The following is a 15,687-nucleotide window of genomic DNA, read 5'->3' on the forward strand; positions in this document are numbered from 1 at the left end:
TAAAAAAAGGTAGTAAAATATACCTATCTAAATTTTAGGAGGAAAAATGAGAGAGATAAGTTTTGATAAGGTATTGAAATTAAGAAATTATATATTAATAGATGCAAGGAGTCCAAAAGAATTTGAAGAGCAAGGAATTCCTGGGGCTATAAATATTCCAACTTTGTTAGATGATGAAAGGGCAGAAGTAGGAACAGCCTATGTACAAGAGTCTAAAGAAAAAGCAAAGGAAATAGGAGTAGAAAGAATATCTAAAAGGTTACCAGAGATTTTTAAACAAATTAATGAATTATCAAAAAAATATGATAAGCTTATTTTTTATTGTGCTAGAGGAGGGATGAGAAGTGGAACTTTAGAAGTTTTATTTAATACCTTAGGATTTAAAACAATGAAACTTCAAGGTGGTTATAAAGCTTATAGACAGTATATTTTAAAAAATATGGAGGAAGCAAATAAAAATAAAGAATATATAGTTATTCATGGAAGAACAGGAGAAGGAAAAACTAAAATATTAGAAAAATTAGAGGAAAAAGGTTATTCTGTTTTAAATTTAGAAAAATTAGCTGATCACAAAGGTTCTTTTTTTGGTGGCGTTTGTGAGAATAGGAAACAAAGTCAAAAAAGATTTGATGGAGAAATTTTTGATAAACTAGTAAATGATAAGAAAGAATATTTCTTAGTAGAAAGTGAAAGTAAAAGAATAGGAAATATTTATATTCCAGAATGTGTATACAGTTCAATTGTAAATGGGAAACATTTATTTGTAAGTACTTCAATGGAAAATAGAGTTAAGATAATTATGGAAGATTATGCAAATGCTACAATTCCTGAATTAGAAGAATGTTTATTAAGAGTTGCAAGATATATAAGTAAAGAAAGATATGAAAAATATCATAATTTATTAATAAAAGGAGAATTACCAAAATTAAGTGAGATTCTTATGAAAGAATATTATGATCCTTTATATGATGTAGGAATAAATAAATATACTTATGATATAAATTTAAAATATGACAAAATAGAAGAAGCGGTTGAAGAGGTAATAACTTATTTAAAAAATAATAAACATGAAGACTAAAATGAAAGCTCCCTTAAAAAGGGAGCTTTCATTTTTCATTTCTTTTGGGGAGAGAAATTTATTATAACAATTCATTATCGTTATACCATTATGACTAAGAATTTATAAAAAAAGTTTAATTTGAAAATAAATTTTTAATAAGAATATCCTTTAGTGAGTTAATATCTATGTTAAGATTTAAATTTTTTTTTAAATTAATAAGTTTATTTTCAGATAAATATTTTTCATCTATAAAATTTTCTATTTTTAAAATTTCTAATTCTTCATTTGAAAAAGAATTAATAGTTTTTAAAAAGATATCACCATAATTTTTAAATTTTTGATTACCAACTCCTTTTATTTTTAACATTTCCCATCTGTTTTTAGGTTTTTTTTCAGCCATTTCCATAAGAGTAAAATCAGAAAAAATTATATAGGGGGCTACATTTTCGTGAATACTTATTTCTTTTCTTATATTATTTAAACTTTTAAATAGAGGATCATTATAAAAATTTAAATAAACTGTCTCATTTATTTTTCTATAAATTTTCTTTTTGTCTTTTATTATATCAAAAGATATTTTATTAAGTTTAAGTACAGGAAAACTTCCAGCAGTTAATTCAATAAAACTTTCTGAAATTAAGAAATTTAAAAATTCTTCCAACCAATTTTGGTCTTTATTTTTCATTAAACCAAAAGTGCTTATTTTATTTAAACCTTTTCTTTCTATTTTTGAATCAGCTTTTCCTAAAAGGATATTAACTAAAGTAGAGGTTCCTATTTTTTCTTTAGCTCTTCCAATACAAGAAATAACAATTTTACCATCAATAGTTAAATTTTCAATATCTTTAGCATTTTTACAGTTTCCACAATTACCGCAGTAATTTTTTATTCGTTTATCACCAAAATATTTTAAAATATATTCTCGATAACATGTTTCTAAATAGGCATAATTTACCATATCATCTAATTTACTTCTTTTTATCTTTATAAATGTATCACTTGCTACATCGTTGGAATTTATAAAAAATTCTTGAGTAGCTACATCTTCTTCGAAGAAAAGTAAGATAGCTTCACTTGGAAGACCATCTCTTCCTGCTCTACCAGCCTCTTGATAATAACTTTCTAAATCCTTAGGAATATTTCTGTGAATAACATAACGAACATTAGATTTATCAATACCCATTCCAAATGCATTTGTTGCAATCATAACTTTTATATTGTCTTTTAAAAAGTTTTCCTGGGATATTGTTCTTTCTTTTTTTGACATTCCAGCATGGTATTTACCAACATTTAATTGTTTTATATCTTTAAAATACTGATAAAGATTATCTACCTCTTTTCTAGTTGAGGCATAAATTATTCCAGACATCTCTTTATGACTTTTGATATATCTAATAATATAAGCTTCAGGGTTAATATTTTTTTCAACCTTAAAAAAAATATTTTTTCTATCAAAGCCATCAATATATTTTATAGGATTTTTTAATTTCAAAAGAGCTTCTATATCTTTAACAACTCTTGGAGTAGCAGTAGCAGTAAGAGCAAGAATTGGTATATTTTTTTCTAAAATTTCAATAAAGTTAGGGATTTTTAAATAACTTGTCCTAAAATCATGACCCCATTGAGAAATACAATGGGCTTCATCAATTGCAATCATTGAGATATCTAAAGATTTTAAAAAATTTATAAATTTTTTATTTTCTAATTTTTCAGGAGAAAGATAAAGTAATTTTATTTTTTTAGTTTTTAATTTTGAACAAGATTCAAAAAATTCTTCTTTAGACAAAGTGGAATTAATAGAAATTGCAGGTATTCCAAGAATTTTTAAACTATCTACTTGATCTTTCATAAGAGATATAAGTGGTGAAATAACAATGGTTAATCCTGGGAAAATTAAAGATGGTATTTGGAAACAAATAGATTTTCCTCCTCCTGTAGCCATAATTCCAATAATATTTTTTTTATTAAGTATATTTTTAATTATGTTAGCTTGTCCTTTTCTAAAAGCGGTGTAACCATATTTTTGTTTTAAAATTTGCAGAGCTTTTTTTTCCATAAAATAATTATTCCTTTCGTTAAAATTGTTTATTAACTTTATAATATATTATACTACAATATATAAAAAAATATATTTAAAAATCAGGTGTAACATGTTAATATATATTGTACTAAAATTAACTGTAGTTAAAAAATATCTTGACTTTTATATGGATATAATGTATATTAAAATTATCACCAAAACAAAGATTTAAAGTTTAATAGGAGGTAGAAGATGCACGTAATAGATCAAGATACTTGTATAGGATGTGGAGCTTGTGAAGGAACTTGTCCAGTAGGAGCTATAGCAGCAAATGACGAAGGAAAGTTCTCTATCAATGACACATGTATTGATTGTGGAGCATGTGCTGGAGGATGTCCAGTAGGAGCTATCGCAGGAGAATAATTTAAGTGAATTAATCTCAAAAAAGGAGCTACATTGGTAACTCCTTTTTTTTATATTTAAAATTATTTCAGATTAAAATATTTTCTAATACATTCGAAGGTTTCATCACTTATACAATGTTCAACTTTACAGGCATCAGTTTCTGCAGTGCTTTCAGAAACTCCTATAGATATAAAGAGTTTTTTTAAATAATTGTGTTTGTCATAAATTTTTTTGGCTAAAATTTTTCCTGAGTTAGTTAATAATATAAAACCATTTTCATCCATAGTTATATAGTTAGCTTCTCTTAATTTTTTCATAGCAATACTTATACTGGATTTCTTATACCCAGTTTCGTTAACTATATCAATTGATCTAACATTGCCTATTTTATTTTTTAAAAGTAATATAGTTTCTAAGTAATCTTCAGATGATTTATTTGTTTTCATGATCACTCTCCTAAATAGATATTTTAATTAAATGTTAACATAGAGAAAAATAAATATCAAATATTTTAATTGACTTTAAATTAAGCTTGTGGTAAAATTCTCTTAAGTTAGATTAGACTAACTTAAGATTTGACTGACAAATTAAAAATTGACATTTAAGGAGTGAAGTTATGGAACCTTTAAGTTTTTCAAAAATAGGGGATAGAAAAAAAATACTAAAAATAACTGGAAAAGATGAAGTAAGACAACATTTAGCTGAGTTAGGTTTTGTTGTTGGAGCAGAAATATTTATTGTTTCAAAAATAGGTAAAAATATGATTTTATCTATAAAAGAATCGAGAATTGGTTTGGATATGAGCATGGTGAATAGAATAATGGTTTAATATAAAGGAGAAATTATGAATATAGCTACAATAATAGTAGGGATGATTGTATTTATTATATTTGTTTTAGTTTTAAGAAAAATAATAAAAGATAAAAAAAATCACAAGTGTTCATGTGGATGTTCTACTTGTGGATGCTCAGATGTTTGCCATCCTAATAAAAATGATAAAGATAATAAAAAGGAGTTACGTTAGTAACTCCTTTTTATTATCTTTATATGAATAATTCAGGTTCAGCTCTACGTGTAAATTGATTTTCTAATTCGTGTTGATGATATAAATAATTTGCATCATCATAATATTTTGCTCCAACAGGGCATTCTTTAACACAAGCGCAGCATTTAATACAAATACCATTAATTTCACTTACGTTTTTAGGGTTGATAGATTCCATAGGACAAATACTAGCACATAAACCACAGTTAATACAATTGTCATTAGTTAAAGGTTTAACTTTTCTTATATCAACAGCAACACCTTTAGAGTCTCTAGGTTTATAATAATATCTATATGGATATGGGGTACCATTAACCTCAATTAATTTATTAGCATCAAAACTAGAAGCTGAAATTTTATTAAAAATATCATCAGCAAATTTTGTAGCAATAGCTAAATCTTTTTCATCAGGTCTATTTTTTCCAAGAGTTTTAGAAAAAGAATGTTCTCCAATAAAAGCTCCTGCAGCAATAGGATTAAATCCATCTTTTTTTAAGATATCTCTTAATTCAATTAAAGCATCATCATAATTTCTATTTCCATATAAAACAACAGGAATAGCTAATGCTCCGTTACCAATTATTGTATCTAAATATTTTAAAAGTACATTAGGTACTCTTCCTGCAATAACAGGAACTCCAAAAATAACAATATCATTTTTATTGAATTTTTTTTCTAGAGATCTTACTTTTTTAAAAGTAAAATTATATTCTTCAAAATCAACATCAAACTTATCAGATAAAACTTTTCCTAGGTGAGTGACAATTCTTTTTGTTGTCCCAGTTCCTGAAAAGTACATTCCCCAAACTTTTTTTTTCATAAATCCCTCCATTTAGCATATAAATTAGTTAATAATTTTAAAGTTTCATATCATTATACAACAGTTTAACTTTTTTTACTACATTTAATTGAATTGTAAGACTATAAACCATAAGTTTAATTTGTCTTTCAAACTATTCTTGTTAGAGTATTTAAATCATCAAAAATAATCTGTTTCAAAAAAAAACATATTTTTCAGAAAACGATTGACAAAAAAAATAAGATATATTATAATTATTTAGTAGAAAAACAATAAAACTTTAGGAGGTAGGAAATGTACGTAGTAGATCAAGATACTTGTATAGGATGTGGAGCATGTGAAGGAACTTGTCCAGTAGGAGCAATAGCTGGAAACGATGAAGGGAAATTCTCAATAAACGATACATGCGTTGATTGTGGAGCATGTGCTGGTGGATGTCCAGTAGGAGCTATCGTAGCAGGAGAGTAGTATTAAATATACTTAATATAAAAGGACCTAATATATTAGGTCCTTTTATATTTTTTGTATTTTATCTTTATAGAATTTATGAAATTGATTTTATTTTTTATATAAGTCTATTCTAAAATTATTATAGACAATAGGTTTAAATTTTGTAAATAAAGGATTTTTTTCAAAAAAATTCCATCTATCTTTTAATTCTTCCATTATTTTATGGCCTTTTATGTATTTTAATCCATTTTTTTCTAATAACAAAGGGTTATTATTTCCCCATTTAAACATAATATTTTCATTTATAGATTTTATAGATGGATTTAAACAAGGTTGATTTACAAATTCGTTAGGACACGACTCTATTATATAATGACAATTGTTAAAGTATTTTGTTAATTTACTAATAATAAAATTTACATTTCTTTCAGAAAAATACATCAAAAGACCCTCGAAAATAAAAATTCCTTTTCCTTTTGGCAATTTATTAAGAAAATCAAATTTTAAAATATCCCCCACAATATTATGTTCTCTTAAAACAGGAGCAGTATTATTTTTTCTAAAATCAATTACCTCTTTTAAGTCAATATTAAACCAGTCGATGTTTTTTATTTGTAAACGTCTATTTCTAAAATCTAATCCACATCCAATATTCACAATAAAATTAATTTCATTTTTAGAGATTAATTTTAGTAAAATTTTATCGATGATTAAAGTACGGGCAATAGTTCCTGTAAAAGAAGCTATATCTTTATCTATTTCTGAAAAATTTAATATATTTTTGTTATTTTCAAAAAATTTAATAGCATTTTCATCATAAATAGTTTTTTCTCCTAAGGATTCTTTATATTTAAAATATAAAGGAATAAATAAAGTTTTTGATATATTATTAGTCATAAAGACCTCCTCTTAATAATTAAATATTATTTAAATACTAAAATTATTATATTAAAATAAAAAGCAGTTATCTACTCTAAAAAGTTTAAAGTAATCCGAAAAGTTAAAGGAATTTTTTTCTAAAATTTGAAGGAGAAATAGTCATATGTTGTTTAAAAGCAGCAGAAAATTTACTAGGGTTATCGTAACCTACAGTAGATGCAATTTCAGCGATAGTTTTATTTGTTGTTTTAATTAAAGAAACAGCATACAAAATTCTACATTCTTTAAAATAAGAATATACAGATTTTCCATAGATATTTTTAAAACATGCTTTTAAAGCAGTTAAGCTGATATTATGTTCTTTGGCTAAATCTTGTAGAGTTATATGTCTTGTTAAATCTTTAGTAATATGATTTCGAATATGTTTTACTTTTTCAACTTGTTCTTTTGAATAGTATTTTGGATAATTTAAAGATTTATTTAAAGATAAATTATTTATAAAAATTAAAATTTCAAGAGTTTTGATTTTTATAAGATTATATTTGTTATTAATCAAAAGATTATATAGTTCTTGGAAAAGTAAAACTATTTTTTTATTAGAGTTTATTAAAAAAAACCATTCTTTACAAAGAAATTTATCAATAATATCCTTAGTGTTTATAGAAAACTCTTTAAGGATATTTGATATTGAGAAGTTAAATTCTAAAGGATTAATACAAATGGAAATTCCTTCATAATATCCCATTGGGAAAAGAGAAAATTTAAATTTTGGGTTGCTTAAATTTATAGATAAATCTTTTTCTTTTAAATAGATATATTTGTTATCATTCATTTTACATTCAAATCTTCCTTTAAAACAATAATTTATTTCAATCAATTTTTTATTTTTTTTCTTATATTCAGGACAGTTGTAAGTATAAAATTTATTATAAATAACTGTAATTCCAGGAAAAATACTATAAAAAATCATTTCTCCTTTTCCTTTTAAAAATAAAAAATTTAAAGCTGTTTTTTTTTCTGAAAAATAAACTTCTTTTATAGAATATTTATCTTCAATAAAATTTTTTAAAAAATAGTTTTTCATACCATCCTCCAAGTATAATAAAGAATTGGATTCTTTGTCTTCAAATATTATACTTTCAAAAAGTTTGAAAGTCAAATATTTCTTGACAAAAAGGTTGGTCCCGTGTACAATTTTAATGTTTTATATGAAAAAAGGTATTTAAGATAAGAAAAGGAGTAGATAGATGTTTAAAGAAAGAATTAAATCCCATCATGATTTAGGAAAAAAAATAAATAATTATATTGAAAGAAAAGAGATAAATGAAGAAAGTTTTTTTAAAGTTTTAGAACAGGATATAGAAGATGTTCCAAGAGCAATATATGTTCATACACCTTATTGTGATAAAATTTGTTCTTTTTGTAATTTAAACAGAAAAAAATTAGATGGTAAATTAGAGGAATATGCAGAATATATATCTAGTGAATTTGAAAAATATGGGAAAACTAAATACTTTAGGAAAAGATTTTTTGAAGTTATATATTTTGGAGGGGGGACTCCAACAGTTTATAATCTAAAAGAATTAGAAATAATACTTAAAAGTATAAAAAATAATGTTAAATTAGCTGAAGATTATGAATTTACATTTGAAAGCACTTTACATAATTTGAATAAAAAAAAGTTAGAATTAATGATGAAATATGGAGTAAATAGAATTAGTGTTGGAATTCAAACTTTTTCTGAAGAAGGAAGAAAATTTTATAATAGAACTTTTGGTAAAAAACAGACTATAGAAAAATTAAAAGAAATAAAAGAATGTTTTAAAGGGGATATTTGTATTGATATTATTTATAATTATCCAGGTCAAAAAGAAGAAGATATAATAGAAGATGCAAAATTAATAAAAGAAATAGAAATTAGTAGTTCAAGTTTCTATTCTTTAATGGTACACGAAGGATCAAATTTATCTAAAGATATTCAAGAAAAAAAGATTAAAATGGATAATAATTTAAATAATGAAAAAAAATTACATGATTTGTTTATAAAAGAATTATGTCAGGATGGGGAATATTATCCTTTGGAATTAACTAAATTAGCTAAAAAAGATGGAGATAATTATCAATATATAAAAGTTAGAAATACAGGAGGAGATACATTTCCTATAGGAGTTGGAGCTGGAGGGAATGTAGGAAATATAGGTATTTATAGAATGAACAAAGAAAAAATATTTTTTTCTTATAGGGATAATTTATATAAAAAATATTCAATATTATCAGGATTAATGCAATTTCCTAAAATAGAGTTAGAACATATAAAAAAATTATTATCAGAAGAAGAATATAGATATTTTATAGAAAAAATTTCAGAATATAGAAAAAAAAATTTAGTGAAATTTAATGCAGGAAAGTTAGAGTTAACTAATGATGGGATATTTTGGGGAAATAATATTTCTAGTGGAGTAATTGATTACATAGTAGAATCTTTTTTTAAAGATTAATTTTTTTTACAGTTTAATTTTGATTTTCAAATATTTTTATTGCAAGGGGGAGAAATGAAAAAGAAAATAATTATGTTAGGTTTTGTTATATCTGCTTTAGCTTATGCTAATGAAAAGGAGATAAATTTAGGAGAAAGTGTTATAACTTCAACAACAGGATTTGAAACTTCAATGAGAAAAATAGCGGCTAATCCCACTATTATAACTTCAAAAGATATTCAAGAAAAAAATTATAAAACAGTTTCAGAGGCTTTGAGAGATATACCTTCTGTAAATATTATGAGAAATTCTTTTGGGACGATGATTGATTTAAGGGGGCAAGGTGGAATAGACGGAAGTTCATCAGGAGCTAAAAAAAATCTCCAAATTTTAGTGGATGGTATAGCTGTAAATTCTTTAGAATCATCAATGACGAGCACACCAATAGATACTATTTCAGTGGATACTATAGAAAAAATAGAGGTTATTCCAGGAGGAGGATCTATAATTTATGGAAGCGGAACAGCTGGAGGGGTTGTTAATATAATAACTAAAAAAGGAGAAGGATTTAGAGGAGGAGCTACAGTTGATTATACAAGTTTTGATGGTACTAAAGAAAGTGTTTTATTAGGAGAAACTTTTGGAAAATTTGATTTTGATTTAGCTTATACTAATAATAAAGCTAAAGGATATAGAGAAGATTCTAAAGATAATTCTGAATATTTTCAAGGCAAAATAAGATATAATATATCAGAAAAACAAAATTTAGAGTTTAAATATGCAAAATATAATAATAAAAGAAATATATTGGATGATTTAACAAAAGAAGAATTAAATAAGGATAGAAATCAAGGGGATAATGATGGTTTTATAGATACTATAAATACTGATAAAAATGATTATATTTTAACATACAATAATAAACTATCAGAGAAATTAGATTTGAATTTACTAGCATATCATCAGCAAACATCTATGAAAATAAATATGCCTAGTAAAGATAGCAAAGCAGATTGGAATTTTGAAGATAAGAAAAAGGGAAGTAAATTAAAATTAAAATATTTATATGGAGAAGATAATTCAATACTAGCAGGAATAGATTATGTAGATAATAAAGGTGGAAGATATGGGGATATTGAAAATATAATTAGAATGGGACCAATGACAAGAGAAATGAAAGTTAAAACAGATATGGATTTAAATAAAAAAACTTTAGCTGGATTTGTAATGAATAATTATAAATATAATAAATTTCAATTTAATCAAGGGATAAGATATGAAAAATCAGACTATGATATTAAAAGAAAAAGTATAGTGCAACTACCAATGGGTCCTAGTAAAGTTAGTTCAAGTTCTTTTGATAAAAAAATGGATAATGTAGCTTGGGAATTATCAGGAAATTATCTATATTCAGACACAGGAAAAGGTTATATAAGATATGAAAAAGGATTTACAACTCCTCAACCAGCTTTATTAACAAATAAATACAATAAAAACTATTATTTAAATGATTTAAATGAAGAAACTTATAACAGCGTAGAGATAGGAGTTAGTGATTATTATAAAAATACATTAGTAACTGGTTCAGTTTTTTATAGTTTAATGGAAGATGAAATTTATACTTATATGAGCGGTGGAATGTCAAATAGTAATATATTAAATTATAATTTAGATAAGACAGAAAGGTATGGAGTTGAATTTAAGTTAGAGCATTATTTAGGGAAATTAATAGTATCTGAAGGTTATCAATATATGCGCGCAGAAATAAAAGATGGAAAAGAGAAAAGTTTTGATAGTTCAGGAAATTTAATTTCAGGAGAAAAATTATCAGGAAATAGAATAGCGGGAGTTCCAGAGCATAAACTTAATATAGGAGCAAGTTATAAATTTAATGATAAATTTAATATAAATGGAGAATTAGTATATAATGGATCTTCTTATATTGACAATAAAAATAAATATGGAAAGAAAAAAGATTATATTATAGCGAATATAAGAGCTAATTATAAATTAAATACAAGTTTAAAATTATATGCAGGAATAAATAATTTGTTTGATGAAAAATATAATAATTCAGCTTCCTATGATACAAAGAAAAATGAGAAAATTTATGATCCAGCAGCAGAAAGAAATTATTATATGGGATTTAGTTATACTTTTTAAGTAAGGAGAAAAGTTATGCTATAATGAAAATAAAAAGGAGTTAATTATACAATGAAGAAATTGTTACCATTTATGTTAATTTTAGGAACAATATTATTAGGAATATTTTCAGTTACTATGGGTAGTGTAAAAATTCCTTTGGAAAATTTATATCATTTAAATGATGCACCAAAATACATGCAAACAATAGTCTATGATTTAAGATTACCAAGGATATTGATGGCTATTTTAGTAGGGATGATGTTATCTTCAAGTGGTGTTGTTGTTCAAACTGTTTTTCAAAATCCATTGGCTGATCCTTATATTATAGGGATAGCAGCCAGTGCAACGTTTGGATCTGTAATTGCTTATATTTTTAATATGCCAGATTTTATGTATGGTGTTTTTGCTTTTGTGATGTCTTTAGTGAGTACATTTATCATATTTAAATTAGCAAAACAGGGGAGTTCAGTTAATGTAACAACTCTTCTTATAATTGGAATAGCAGTTTCTTCATTTTTAGGATCGTTTACTTCATTTTCCATGTACTTGATAGGAGAGGATTCTTTTAAGATAACAATGTGGATGATGGGATATTTAGGGAATGCTACATGGGAGAAAGTATTTTTAATTTGTCCACCCTTGATATTTTCTTTATGGTATTTTTATATGAATAGAAATAATTTAGATGCGTTACTTTCAGGTGATGAAGAAGCTTATTCTTTAGGAGTTGACGTAAATAAATTAAAAGTAAAAATGCTATCTGTATCAGCTTTAATAGTTGCATTTTCTGTTGCTTTTTCAGGAATGATAGGTTTTGTAGGTTTAATTATACCGCATACAATAAGAATGATAACAGGACCTTCAAATAGTAAATTAATACCTAGTGGGGCACTGGCAGGAGCAATATTTCTTTTAGCTTGTGACACTTTTGGTAGAACAATATTATCTCCAGTTGAAATTCCAATTGGAGTTGTAACTTCTTTCTTTGGAGCACCATTTTTTCTTTATTTAGCTCTTAAAAGTAAAAGAGGTGGTAAATAATGGCAATAAAAATAGATAATCTAAATTTTTCTTATGGGGATAGAAAAATATTAAAAAATATAAAAATAGAAATAAAAAGAGGAAAATTAACAGGGATTTTAGGACCTAATGGTTGCGGGAAATCAACTTTGCTAAAAAATATTTTAGGATATATAGGAAAAGAAAATCAAAATAATATTGAAATTTTAGGGAAAAAGTCAAGAAATTACAAGAAAAAAGAAAAAGCAAGGGTAATGGCTTTGGTTCCTCAGAAATCAAATTTGATGAGTCCAATGAATGTATTAGACTTTGTAACTATTGGAAGATTACCACATTTAAAAAATAGTTGGGAAGGATATAGTAAAAAAGATAGGGATTTTGTAAATGAAGTTTTGGATAAATTAGGATTAAAATCATTTTCTGATAGAATAGCTTTAAGTTTATCAGGTGGAGAATTTCAAAGAGTTCTTTTAGCAAGAGCTCTAATTCAAGAACCTAAAATATTACTTTTAGATGAACCTACATCAGCTTTAGATTTAAATCACGCAATGGATTTAATGGTTAGAGTAAAAAAATTAGTTGATAATCATGACATAACTGGAGTTGTTGTTTTGCATGATTTAAATTTAGCTTCTATATTTTGTGATGAGATTATTTTAATGAAAAATGGGGAAATATTTTATAAGGGAACTCCTAAGGAAGTTTTAACACGAGAAAATTTAAAAGAGATATATGATTTAGACTGTGAAATAATTTATGAAAAGGATAAACCTTATATTATTCCCTTTATAAAAGGAGAAAAAATTTGAAAAAAATAAATTTATTTATAATGAGTTGTTTAATAAGTATTTGTTCTTTTTCTTTAGAGATTAAGAATAATCAAATTTATGACTCTAGTGGAAATAGTATAGAAATTAAAAATTATAAAAGAATAGTAGTAGCGGATCCTGCTGTTGTAGAAACAATATATATGTTAAAGGCACAAGATAAAATAGTGGGAATAACAACCTCAGCAAGGAGTAAAATTTGGCCAGAAGAAAAGACAGCAAAACTTAATTCTGTAGGAAATATTGCAAAACCTTCTTTTGAAAAAATAATAGAATTACAGCCAGATTTAGTAATAATAAATAAGATGTCTTCAGGAGTGAGTGCTTCTTTAAAAAAAATAGGAATACCAGTTTTAGTGGACGATTTATCTGAAAATGTAGAAAATATTTTGAAAAGTATAAAAATATTTGGAAAGCTTTTAGATAAAGAAAAGGAAGCGGATTTATTGTATAATAAATCTTTATTAAAATTAAAAAATATAAAAAAATTAAAAGAAAGGGAAGTTAAAGGACTAGTTTTGTATTCAGCTTCTCCAATGATGGCTTTTAATGAGAAATCTTTACCGGGACAAGTTTTAGATATAATAGGAATTAAAAATATAGCTAAGAATCTTTCAGGATCAAGACCTATAATATCTTCTGAATATTTATTAGAAGAAAATCCAGACATAATTATGGGAGCAATGAGTTTTAAATCTAAAAATCAGATATTAAATTCTAATCCAATAATACTTAAAACAAAATCTGGAATTAATGGCAATATATTTATTGTTGATTCTAGCAAAATATTAAGAGGTTCTCCAAGAATATTTGATACTATAAATAATTTATACGAGGAAGTAGTGAAATGTCAAAATTTAAAATAATATTAAAATATTATTTTCTAGAAAAAAAATTATTATCAATTTTTTTAATAACTAGTTTAGGGGTTACATTATTAGATTTGAGTAGCCCAATTATTGTAAAAAAAATAATAGACCATTCCTTGCCAAATAAAAATTTAGAGGAACTTTTTTATCTTTCAGGGTTAGTTTTATTTATTTATATATGCAGAGGAATAAGTTTAATTTATTCTTCTAGTCGTGGTCAATTGTTAGGAAATAAATTAAAATTTCATATGAGAAATGATTTAATCTCTCATTTTTTAAAACAATCTTTTGAATTTTTCTATAAGAAAAATAGCGGAGAATTGATTTCAAGAATTATAGGAGATTTAGAAAATGTATCTACTTTATTATATAAAGGATTAGAAAGTTTTTTATCTTCACTCTTAGTGTTAATAGGATCTTTTTTATTAATGCTTAAATTTAGTCCTATTTTAGCAGGGGTTACTTTTATTCCATTACCTTTTGCTTTTATTTTTGTTTATTTAATTAATGGAAAACTAAAAAAAGGATATTTTAAAATAAGAAAAGAAAATAGTAACTTAACCAGTTTTATAAATGATATATTTAGACTTGTTTTTTTCATTAAAGATAATAGTTTAGAGGAAGATCATAAAAAAAAATTTATTGAAACTAATGTTAAACTATTAAAATCAGAAAAAGATAATTTTTTAAATTCTGCTTATTTAATGGGAGGCATAGTTTTTTATAATCAATTTTTACAATTATTATTAATTTTTATTGGAGGAATTTTATTTATAAACAATAAAATAAGTTTAGGAATAATCATTTCTTTTTTACTCTTAGTTGATAGATTTAAAGTTTCTTTGATGAGATTTATTGGACTTATTGATTTGTATCAAAGAGGTATGGTTGGAATTTCAAGATTTCAAGAAGGAATAACAACAAAAAATTATTTTATAGATGGAAATATAGAATTAAAAGAGGAATTAGAATGTATAGAATTTAAAAATGTGAGTTTTTCTTATGATGGAAAAGTTGATATTTTGAAAAATATTAATTTTAAAATATTAAAAGGTAAAAAAATTGCAATAGGTGGTCAAAGTGGAGTTGGAAAGTCTACAATATTTAATTTAATTAAAAAAAGTTATTTGCCAACTGAAGGCAACATATATATTAATGGTATTGATATAAGAAAAATAAAAACAGCATCTTTATTGGAAAAGATAGGAATTATAAATAGAGAAGAAAATTTATTTAATGATACTGTTTTAGAAAATATAAGAATAGTAAATAGAGAAAAATATACTGTTGAAGAAGTTATGGATGCAACAAAAAAAGCATGTATTCATGATAAAATAATGAATTTAAAAAAGAAATATAAAACTTTATTAGGTACAGATGGTATTAATTTGAGCAATGGTGAAGGGCAAAGGATTTCAATAGCGAGGATATTTTTAAAGAAAGCAAGATTAATAATGCTGGATGAAGCTACTTCAGGTTTAGATAATATTATAGAATCTGAAATAATAGAAAATATATATGAATTTTTTAAAGAGGAAACTATTTTGGTGATTACTCATAAATTAGAGTTATTAAAGGAGTATGATGAGATAATATTAATTGAAAATGGTGAAATTATTGAAAAAGGAACCTATGAAGAACTAATTAGATTAAAAAATAAATTTTATAAAATATTAAAGAAAACATCTTAA

General features: G+C 24.5%; 16 protein-coding genes. 11 read left to right on the forward strand and 5 right to left on the reverse strand.

Translation table 11 applies throughout. The features are described 5' to 3' along the window. Nucleotides 1–46 precede the first annotated feature (46 nt). Nucleotides 47–1,078, forward strand: coding sequence for a tRNA 2-selenouridine(34) synthase MnmH (mnmH, locus tag Q7K47_05885; GenBank protein MDP0506751.1), 1,032 nt, complete (start codon nucleotides 47–49; stop codon nucleotides 1,076–1,078). Nucleotides 1,079–1,193: 115 nt separating this feature from the next. Here the strand turns inward: mnmH and recQ are convergent, their stop codons facing one another. After that, entirely contained in the window at nucleotides 1,194–3,116 is a 1,923-nt protein-coding gene (recQ, locus tag Q7K47_05890) for a DNA helicase RecQ (GenBank protein ID MDP0506752.1), read from the reverse strand. 216 nt (nucleotides 3,117–3,332) lie between these two features. Here recQ and Q7K47_05895 point away from each other — a divergent pair, with 216 nt between their 5' ends. Further along, a complete protein-coding gene (locus Q7K47_05895; GenBank protein ID MDP0506753.1) occupies nucleotides 3,333–3,503 on the forward strand; it encodes a 4Fe-4S binding protein in 171 nt (56 codons plus the stop codon). Between the two features lie 62 nt (nucleotides 3,504–3,565). On the opposite strand, the gene Q7K47_05900 is transcribed toward Q7K47_05895, so the two are convergent. Continuing rightward, a complete protein-coding gene (locus Q7K47_05900; GenBank protein ID MDP0506754.1) occupies nucleotides 3,566–3,931 on the reverse strand; it encodes a metal-dependent transcriptional regulator in 366 nt (121 codons plus the stop codon). A 170-nt stretch (nucleotides 3,932–4,101) separates the two neighbouring features. On the opposite strand from Q7K47_05900, the gene Q7K47_05905 reads away from it, so the two are divergent. Both Q7K47_05905 and Q7K47_05910 read left to right on the forward strand, forming a co-directional pair. Then, entirely contained in the window at nucleotides 4,102–4,314 is a 213-nt protein-coding gene (locus Q7K47_05905; GenBank protein MDP0506755.1) for a FeoA family protein, read from the forward strand. A gap of 15 nt (nucleotides 4,315–4,329) precedes the next feature. Beyond that, on the forward strand, nucleotides 4,330–4,509 hold the full coding sequence (locus Q7K47_05910) for a FeoB-associated Cys-rich membrane protein (protein MDP0506756.1): 180 nt from the start codon (nucleotides 4,330–4,332) through the stop codon (nucleotides 4,507–4,509). A 19-nt stretch (nucleotides 4,510–4,528) separates the two neighbouring features. Here Q7K47_05910 and Q7K47_05915 read toward each other — a convergent pair whose 3' ends face one another. Then, on the reverse strand, nucleotides 4,529–5,350 hold the full coding sequence (locus Q7K47_05915) for an EFR1 family ferrodoxin (GenBank protein MDP0506757.1): 822 nt from the start codon (nucleotides 5,348–5,350) through the stop codon (nucleotides 4,529–4,531). A 273-nt stretch (nucleotides 5,351–5,623) separates the two neighbouring features. On the opposite strand from Q7K47_05915, the gene Q7K47_05920 reads away from it, so the two are divergent. After that, nucleotides 5,624–5,797, forward strand: coding sequence for a 4Fe-4S binding protein (locus Q7K47_05920; GenBank protein MDP0506758.1), 174 nt, complete (start codon nucleotides 5,624–5,626; stop codon nucleotides 5,795–5,797). Between the two features lie 90 nt (nucleotides 5,798–5,887). Here the strand turns inward: Q7K47_05920 and Q7K47_05925 are convergent, their stop codons facing one another. Next, nucleotides 5,888–6,676, reverse strand: a complete 789-nt coding sequence (locus tag Q7K47_05925; GenBank protein MDP0506759.1) for a class I SAM-dependent methyltransferase — start codon at nucleotides 6,674–6,676, stop codon at nucleotides 5,888–5,890. A 103-nt stretch (nucleotides 6,677–6,779) separates the two neighbouring features. Next, nucleotides 6,780–7,742 (reverse strand): AraC family transcriptional regulator, encoded by a 963-nt coding sequence (locus tag Q7K47_05930; GenBank protein MDP0506760.1) that lies wholly within the window; start codon nucleotides 7,740–7,742, stop codon nucleotides 6,780–6,782. Between the two features lie 163 nt (nucleotides 7,743–7,905). Between Q7K47_05930 and Q7K47_05935 the strand changes: the two genes are divergently transcribed. From Q7K47_05935 to Q7K47_05960, 6 genes are read left to right on the forward strand one after another with little or no spacing between them, the layout of a single operon-like run. Next, the gene (locus Q7K47_05935; GenBank protein MDP0506761.1) at nucleotides 7,906–9,156 is read left to right on the forward strand and encodes a radical SAM protein; all 1,251 of its coding nucleotides are present in this window, start codon (nucleotides 7,906–7,908) and stop codon (nucleotides 9,154–9,156) included. Nucleotides 9,157–9,210: 54 nt separating this feature from the next. Then, nucleotides 9,211–11,298 carry a TonB-dependent receptor gene (locus Q7K47_05940; protein ID MDP0506762.1) on the forward strand — a complete coding sequence of 696 codons (2,088 nt, stop codon included), beginning with the start codon at nucleotides 9,211–9,213 and terminating at the stop codon, nucleotides 11,296–11,298. Nucleotides 11,299–11,349: 51 nt separating this feature from the next. After that, nucleotides 11,350–12,321 carry an iron ABC transporter permease gene (locus Q7K47_05945; GenBank protein ID MDP0506763.1) on the forward strand — a complete coding sequence of 324 codons (972 nt, stop codon included), beginning with the start codon at nucleotides 11,350–11,352 and terminating at the stop codon, nucleotides 12,319–12,321. Beyond that, entirely contained in the window at nucleotides 12,318–13,109 is a 792-nt protein-coding gene (locus Q7K47_05950) for an ABC transporter ATP-binding protein (GenBank protein MDP0506764.1), read from the forward strand. Before Q7K47_05945 ends, Q7K47_05950 begins: the two co-directional genes overlap by 4 nt. Beyond that, nucleotides 13,106–13,993: a helical backbone metal receptor gene (locus tag Q7K47_05955; protein MDP0506765.1), complete on the forward strand. Its 888-nt coding sequence runs from the start codon at nucleotides 13,106–13,108 to the stop codon at nucleotides 13,991–13,993. The genes Q7K47_05950 and Q7K47_05955 overlap by 4 nt, the downstream gene beginning before the upstream one ends. Next, a complete protein-coding gene (locus Q7K47_05960) occupies nucleotides 13,975–15,687 on the forward strand; it encodes an ABC transporter ATP-binding protein (GenBank protein MDP0506766.1) in 1,713 nt (570 codons plus the stop codon). Before Q7K47_05955 ends, Q7K47_05960 begins: the two co-directional genes overlap by 19 nt.

It is taken from the genome of Fusobacterium sp. JB019, assembly GCA_030673965.1.
In the GTDB taxonomy this organism is placed as follows: Bacteria; Fusobacteriota; Fusobacteriia; order Fusobacteriales; family Fusobacteriaceae; genus Fusobacterium_B.

Bases quoted from the DNA above. Each gene is read 5' to 3' on its own strand.
- Q7K47_05945 (MDP0506763.1), top strand. From the start codon at position 11,350: ATGAAGAAATTGTTACCATTTATGTTAATTTTAGGAACAATATTATTA.
- Q7K47_05915 (MDP0506757.1), bottom strand. From the start codon at position 5,350: ATGAAAAAAAAAGTTTGGGGAATGTACTTTTCAGGAACTGGGACAACA.
- Q7K47_05960 (MDP0506766.1), top strand. From the start codon at position 13,975: ATGTCAAAATTTAAAATAATATTAAAATATTATTTTCTAGAAAAAAAA.
- Q7K47_05905 (MDP0506755.1), top strand. From the start codon at position 4,102: ATGGAACCTTTAAGTTTTTCAAAAATAGGGGATAGAAAAAAAATACTA.
- Q7K47_05940 (MDP0506762.1), top strand. From the start codon at position 9,211: ATGAAAAAGAAAATAATTATGTTAGGTTTTGTTATATCTGCTTTAGCT.
- Q7K47_05895 (MDP0506753.1), top strand. From the start codon at position 3,333: ATGCACGTAATAGATCAAGATACTTGTATAGGATGTGGAGCTTGTGAA.
- Q7K47_05910 (MDP0506756.1), top strand. From the start codon at position 4,330: ATGAATATAGCTACAATAATAGTAGGGATGATTGTATTTATTATATTT.
- Q7K47_05900 (MDP0506754.1), bottom strand. From the start codon at position 3,931: ATGAAAACAAATAAATCATCTGAAGATTACTTAGAAACTATATTACTT.
- Q7K47_05920 (MDP0506758.1), top strand. From the start codon at position 5,624: ATGTACGTAGTAGATCAAGATACTTGTATAGGATGTGGAGCATGTGAA.
- recQ (MDP0506752.1), bottom strand. From the start codon at position 3,116: ATGGAAAAAAAAGCTCTGCAAATTTTAAAACAAAAATATGGTTACACC.
- mnmH (MDP0506751.1), top strand. From the start codon at position 47: ATGAGAGAGATAAGTTTTGATAAGGTATTGAAATTAAGAAATTATATA.
- Q7K47_05930 (MDP0506760.1), bottom strand. From the start codon at position 7,742: ATGAAAAACTATTTTTTAAAAAATTTTATTGAAGATAAATATTCTATA.
- Q7K47_05925 (MDP0506759.1), bottom strand. From the start codon at position 6,676: ATGACTAATAATATATCAAAAACTTTATTTATTCCTTTATATTTTAAA.
- Q7K47_05935 (MDP0506761.1), top strand. From the start codon at position 7,906: ATGTTTAAAGAAAGAATTAAATCCCATCATGATTTAGGAAAAAAAATA.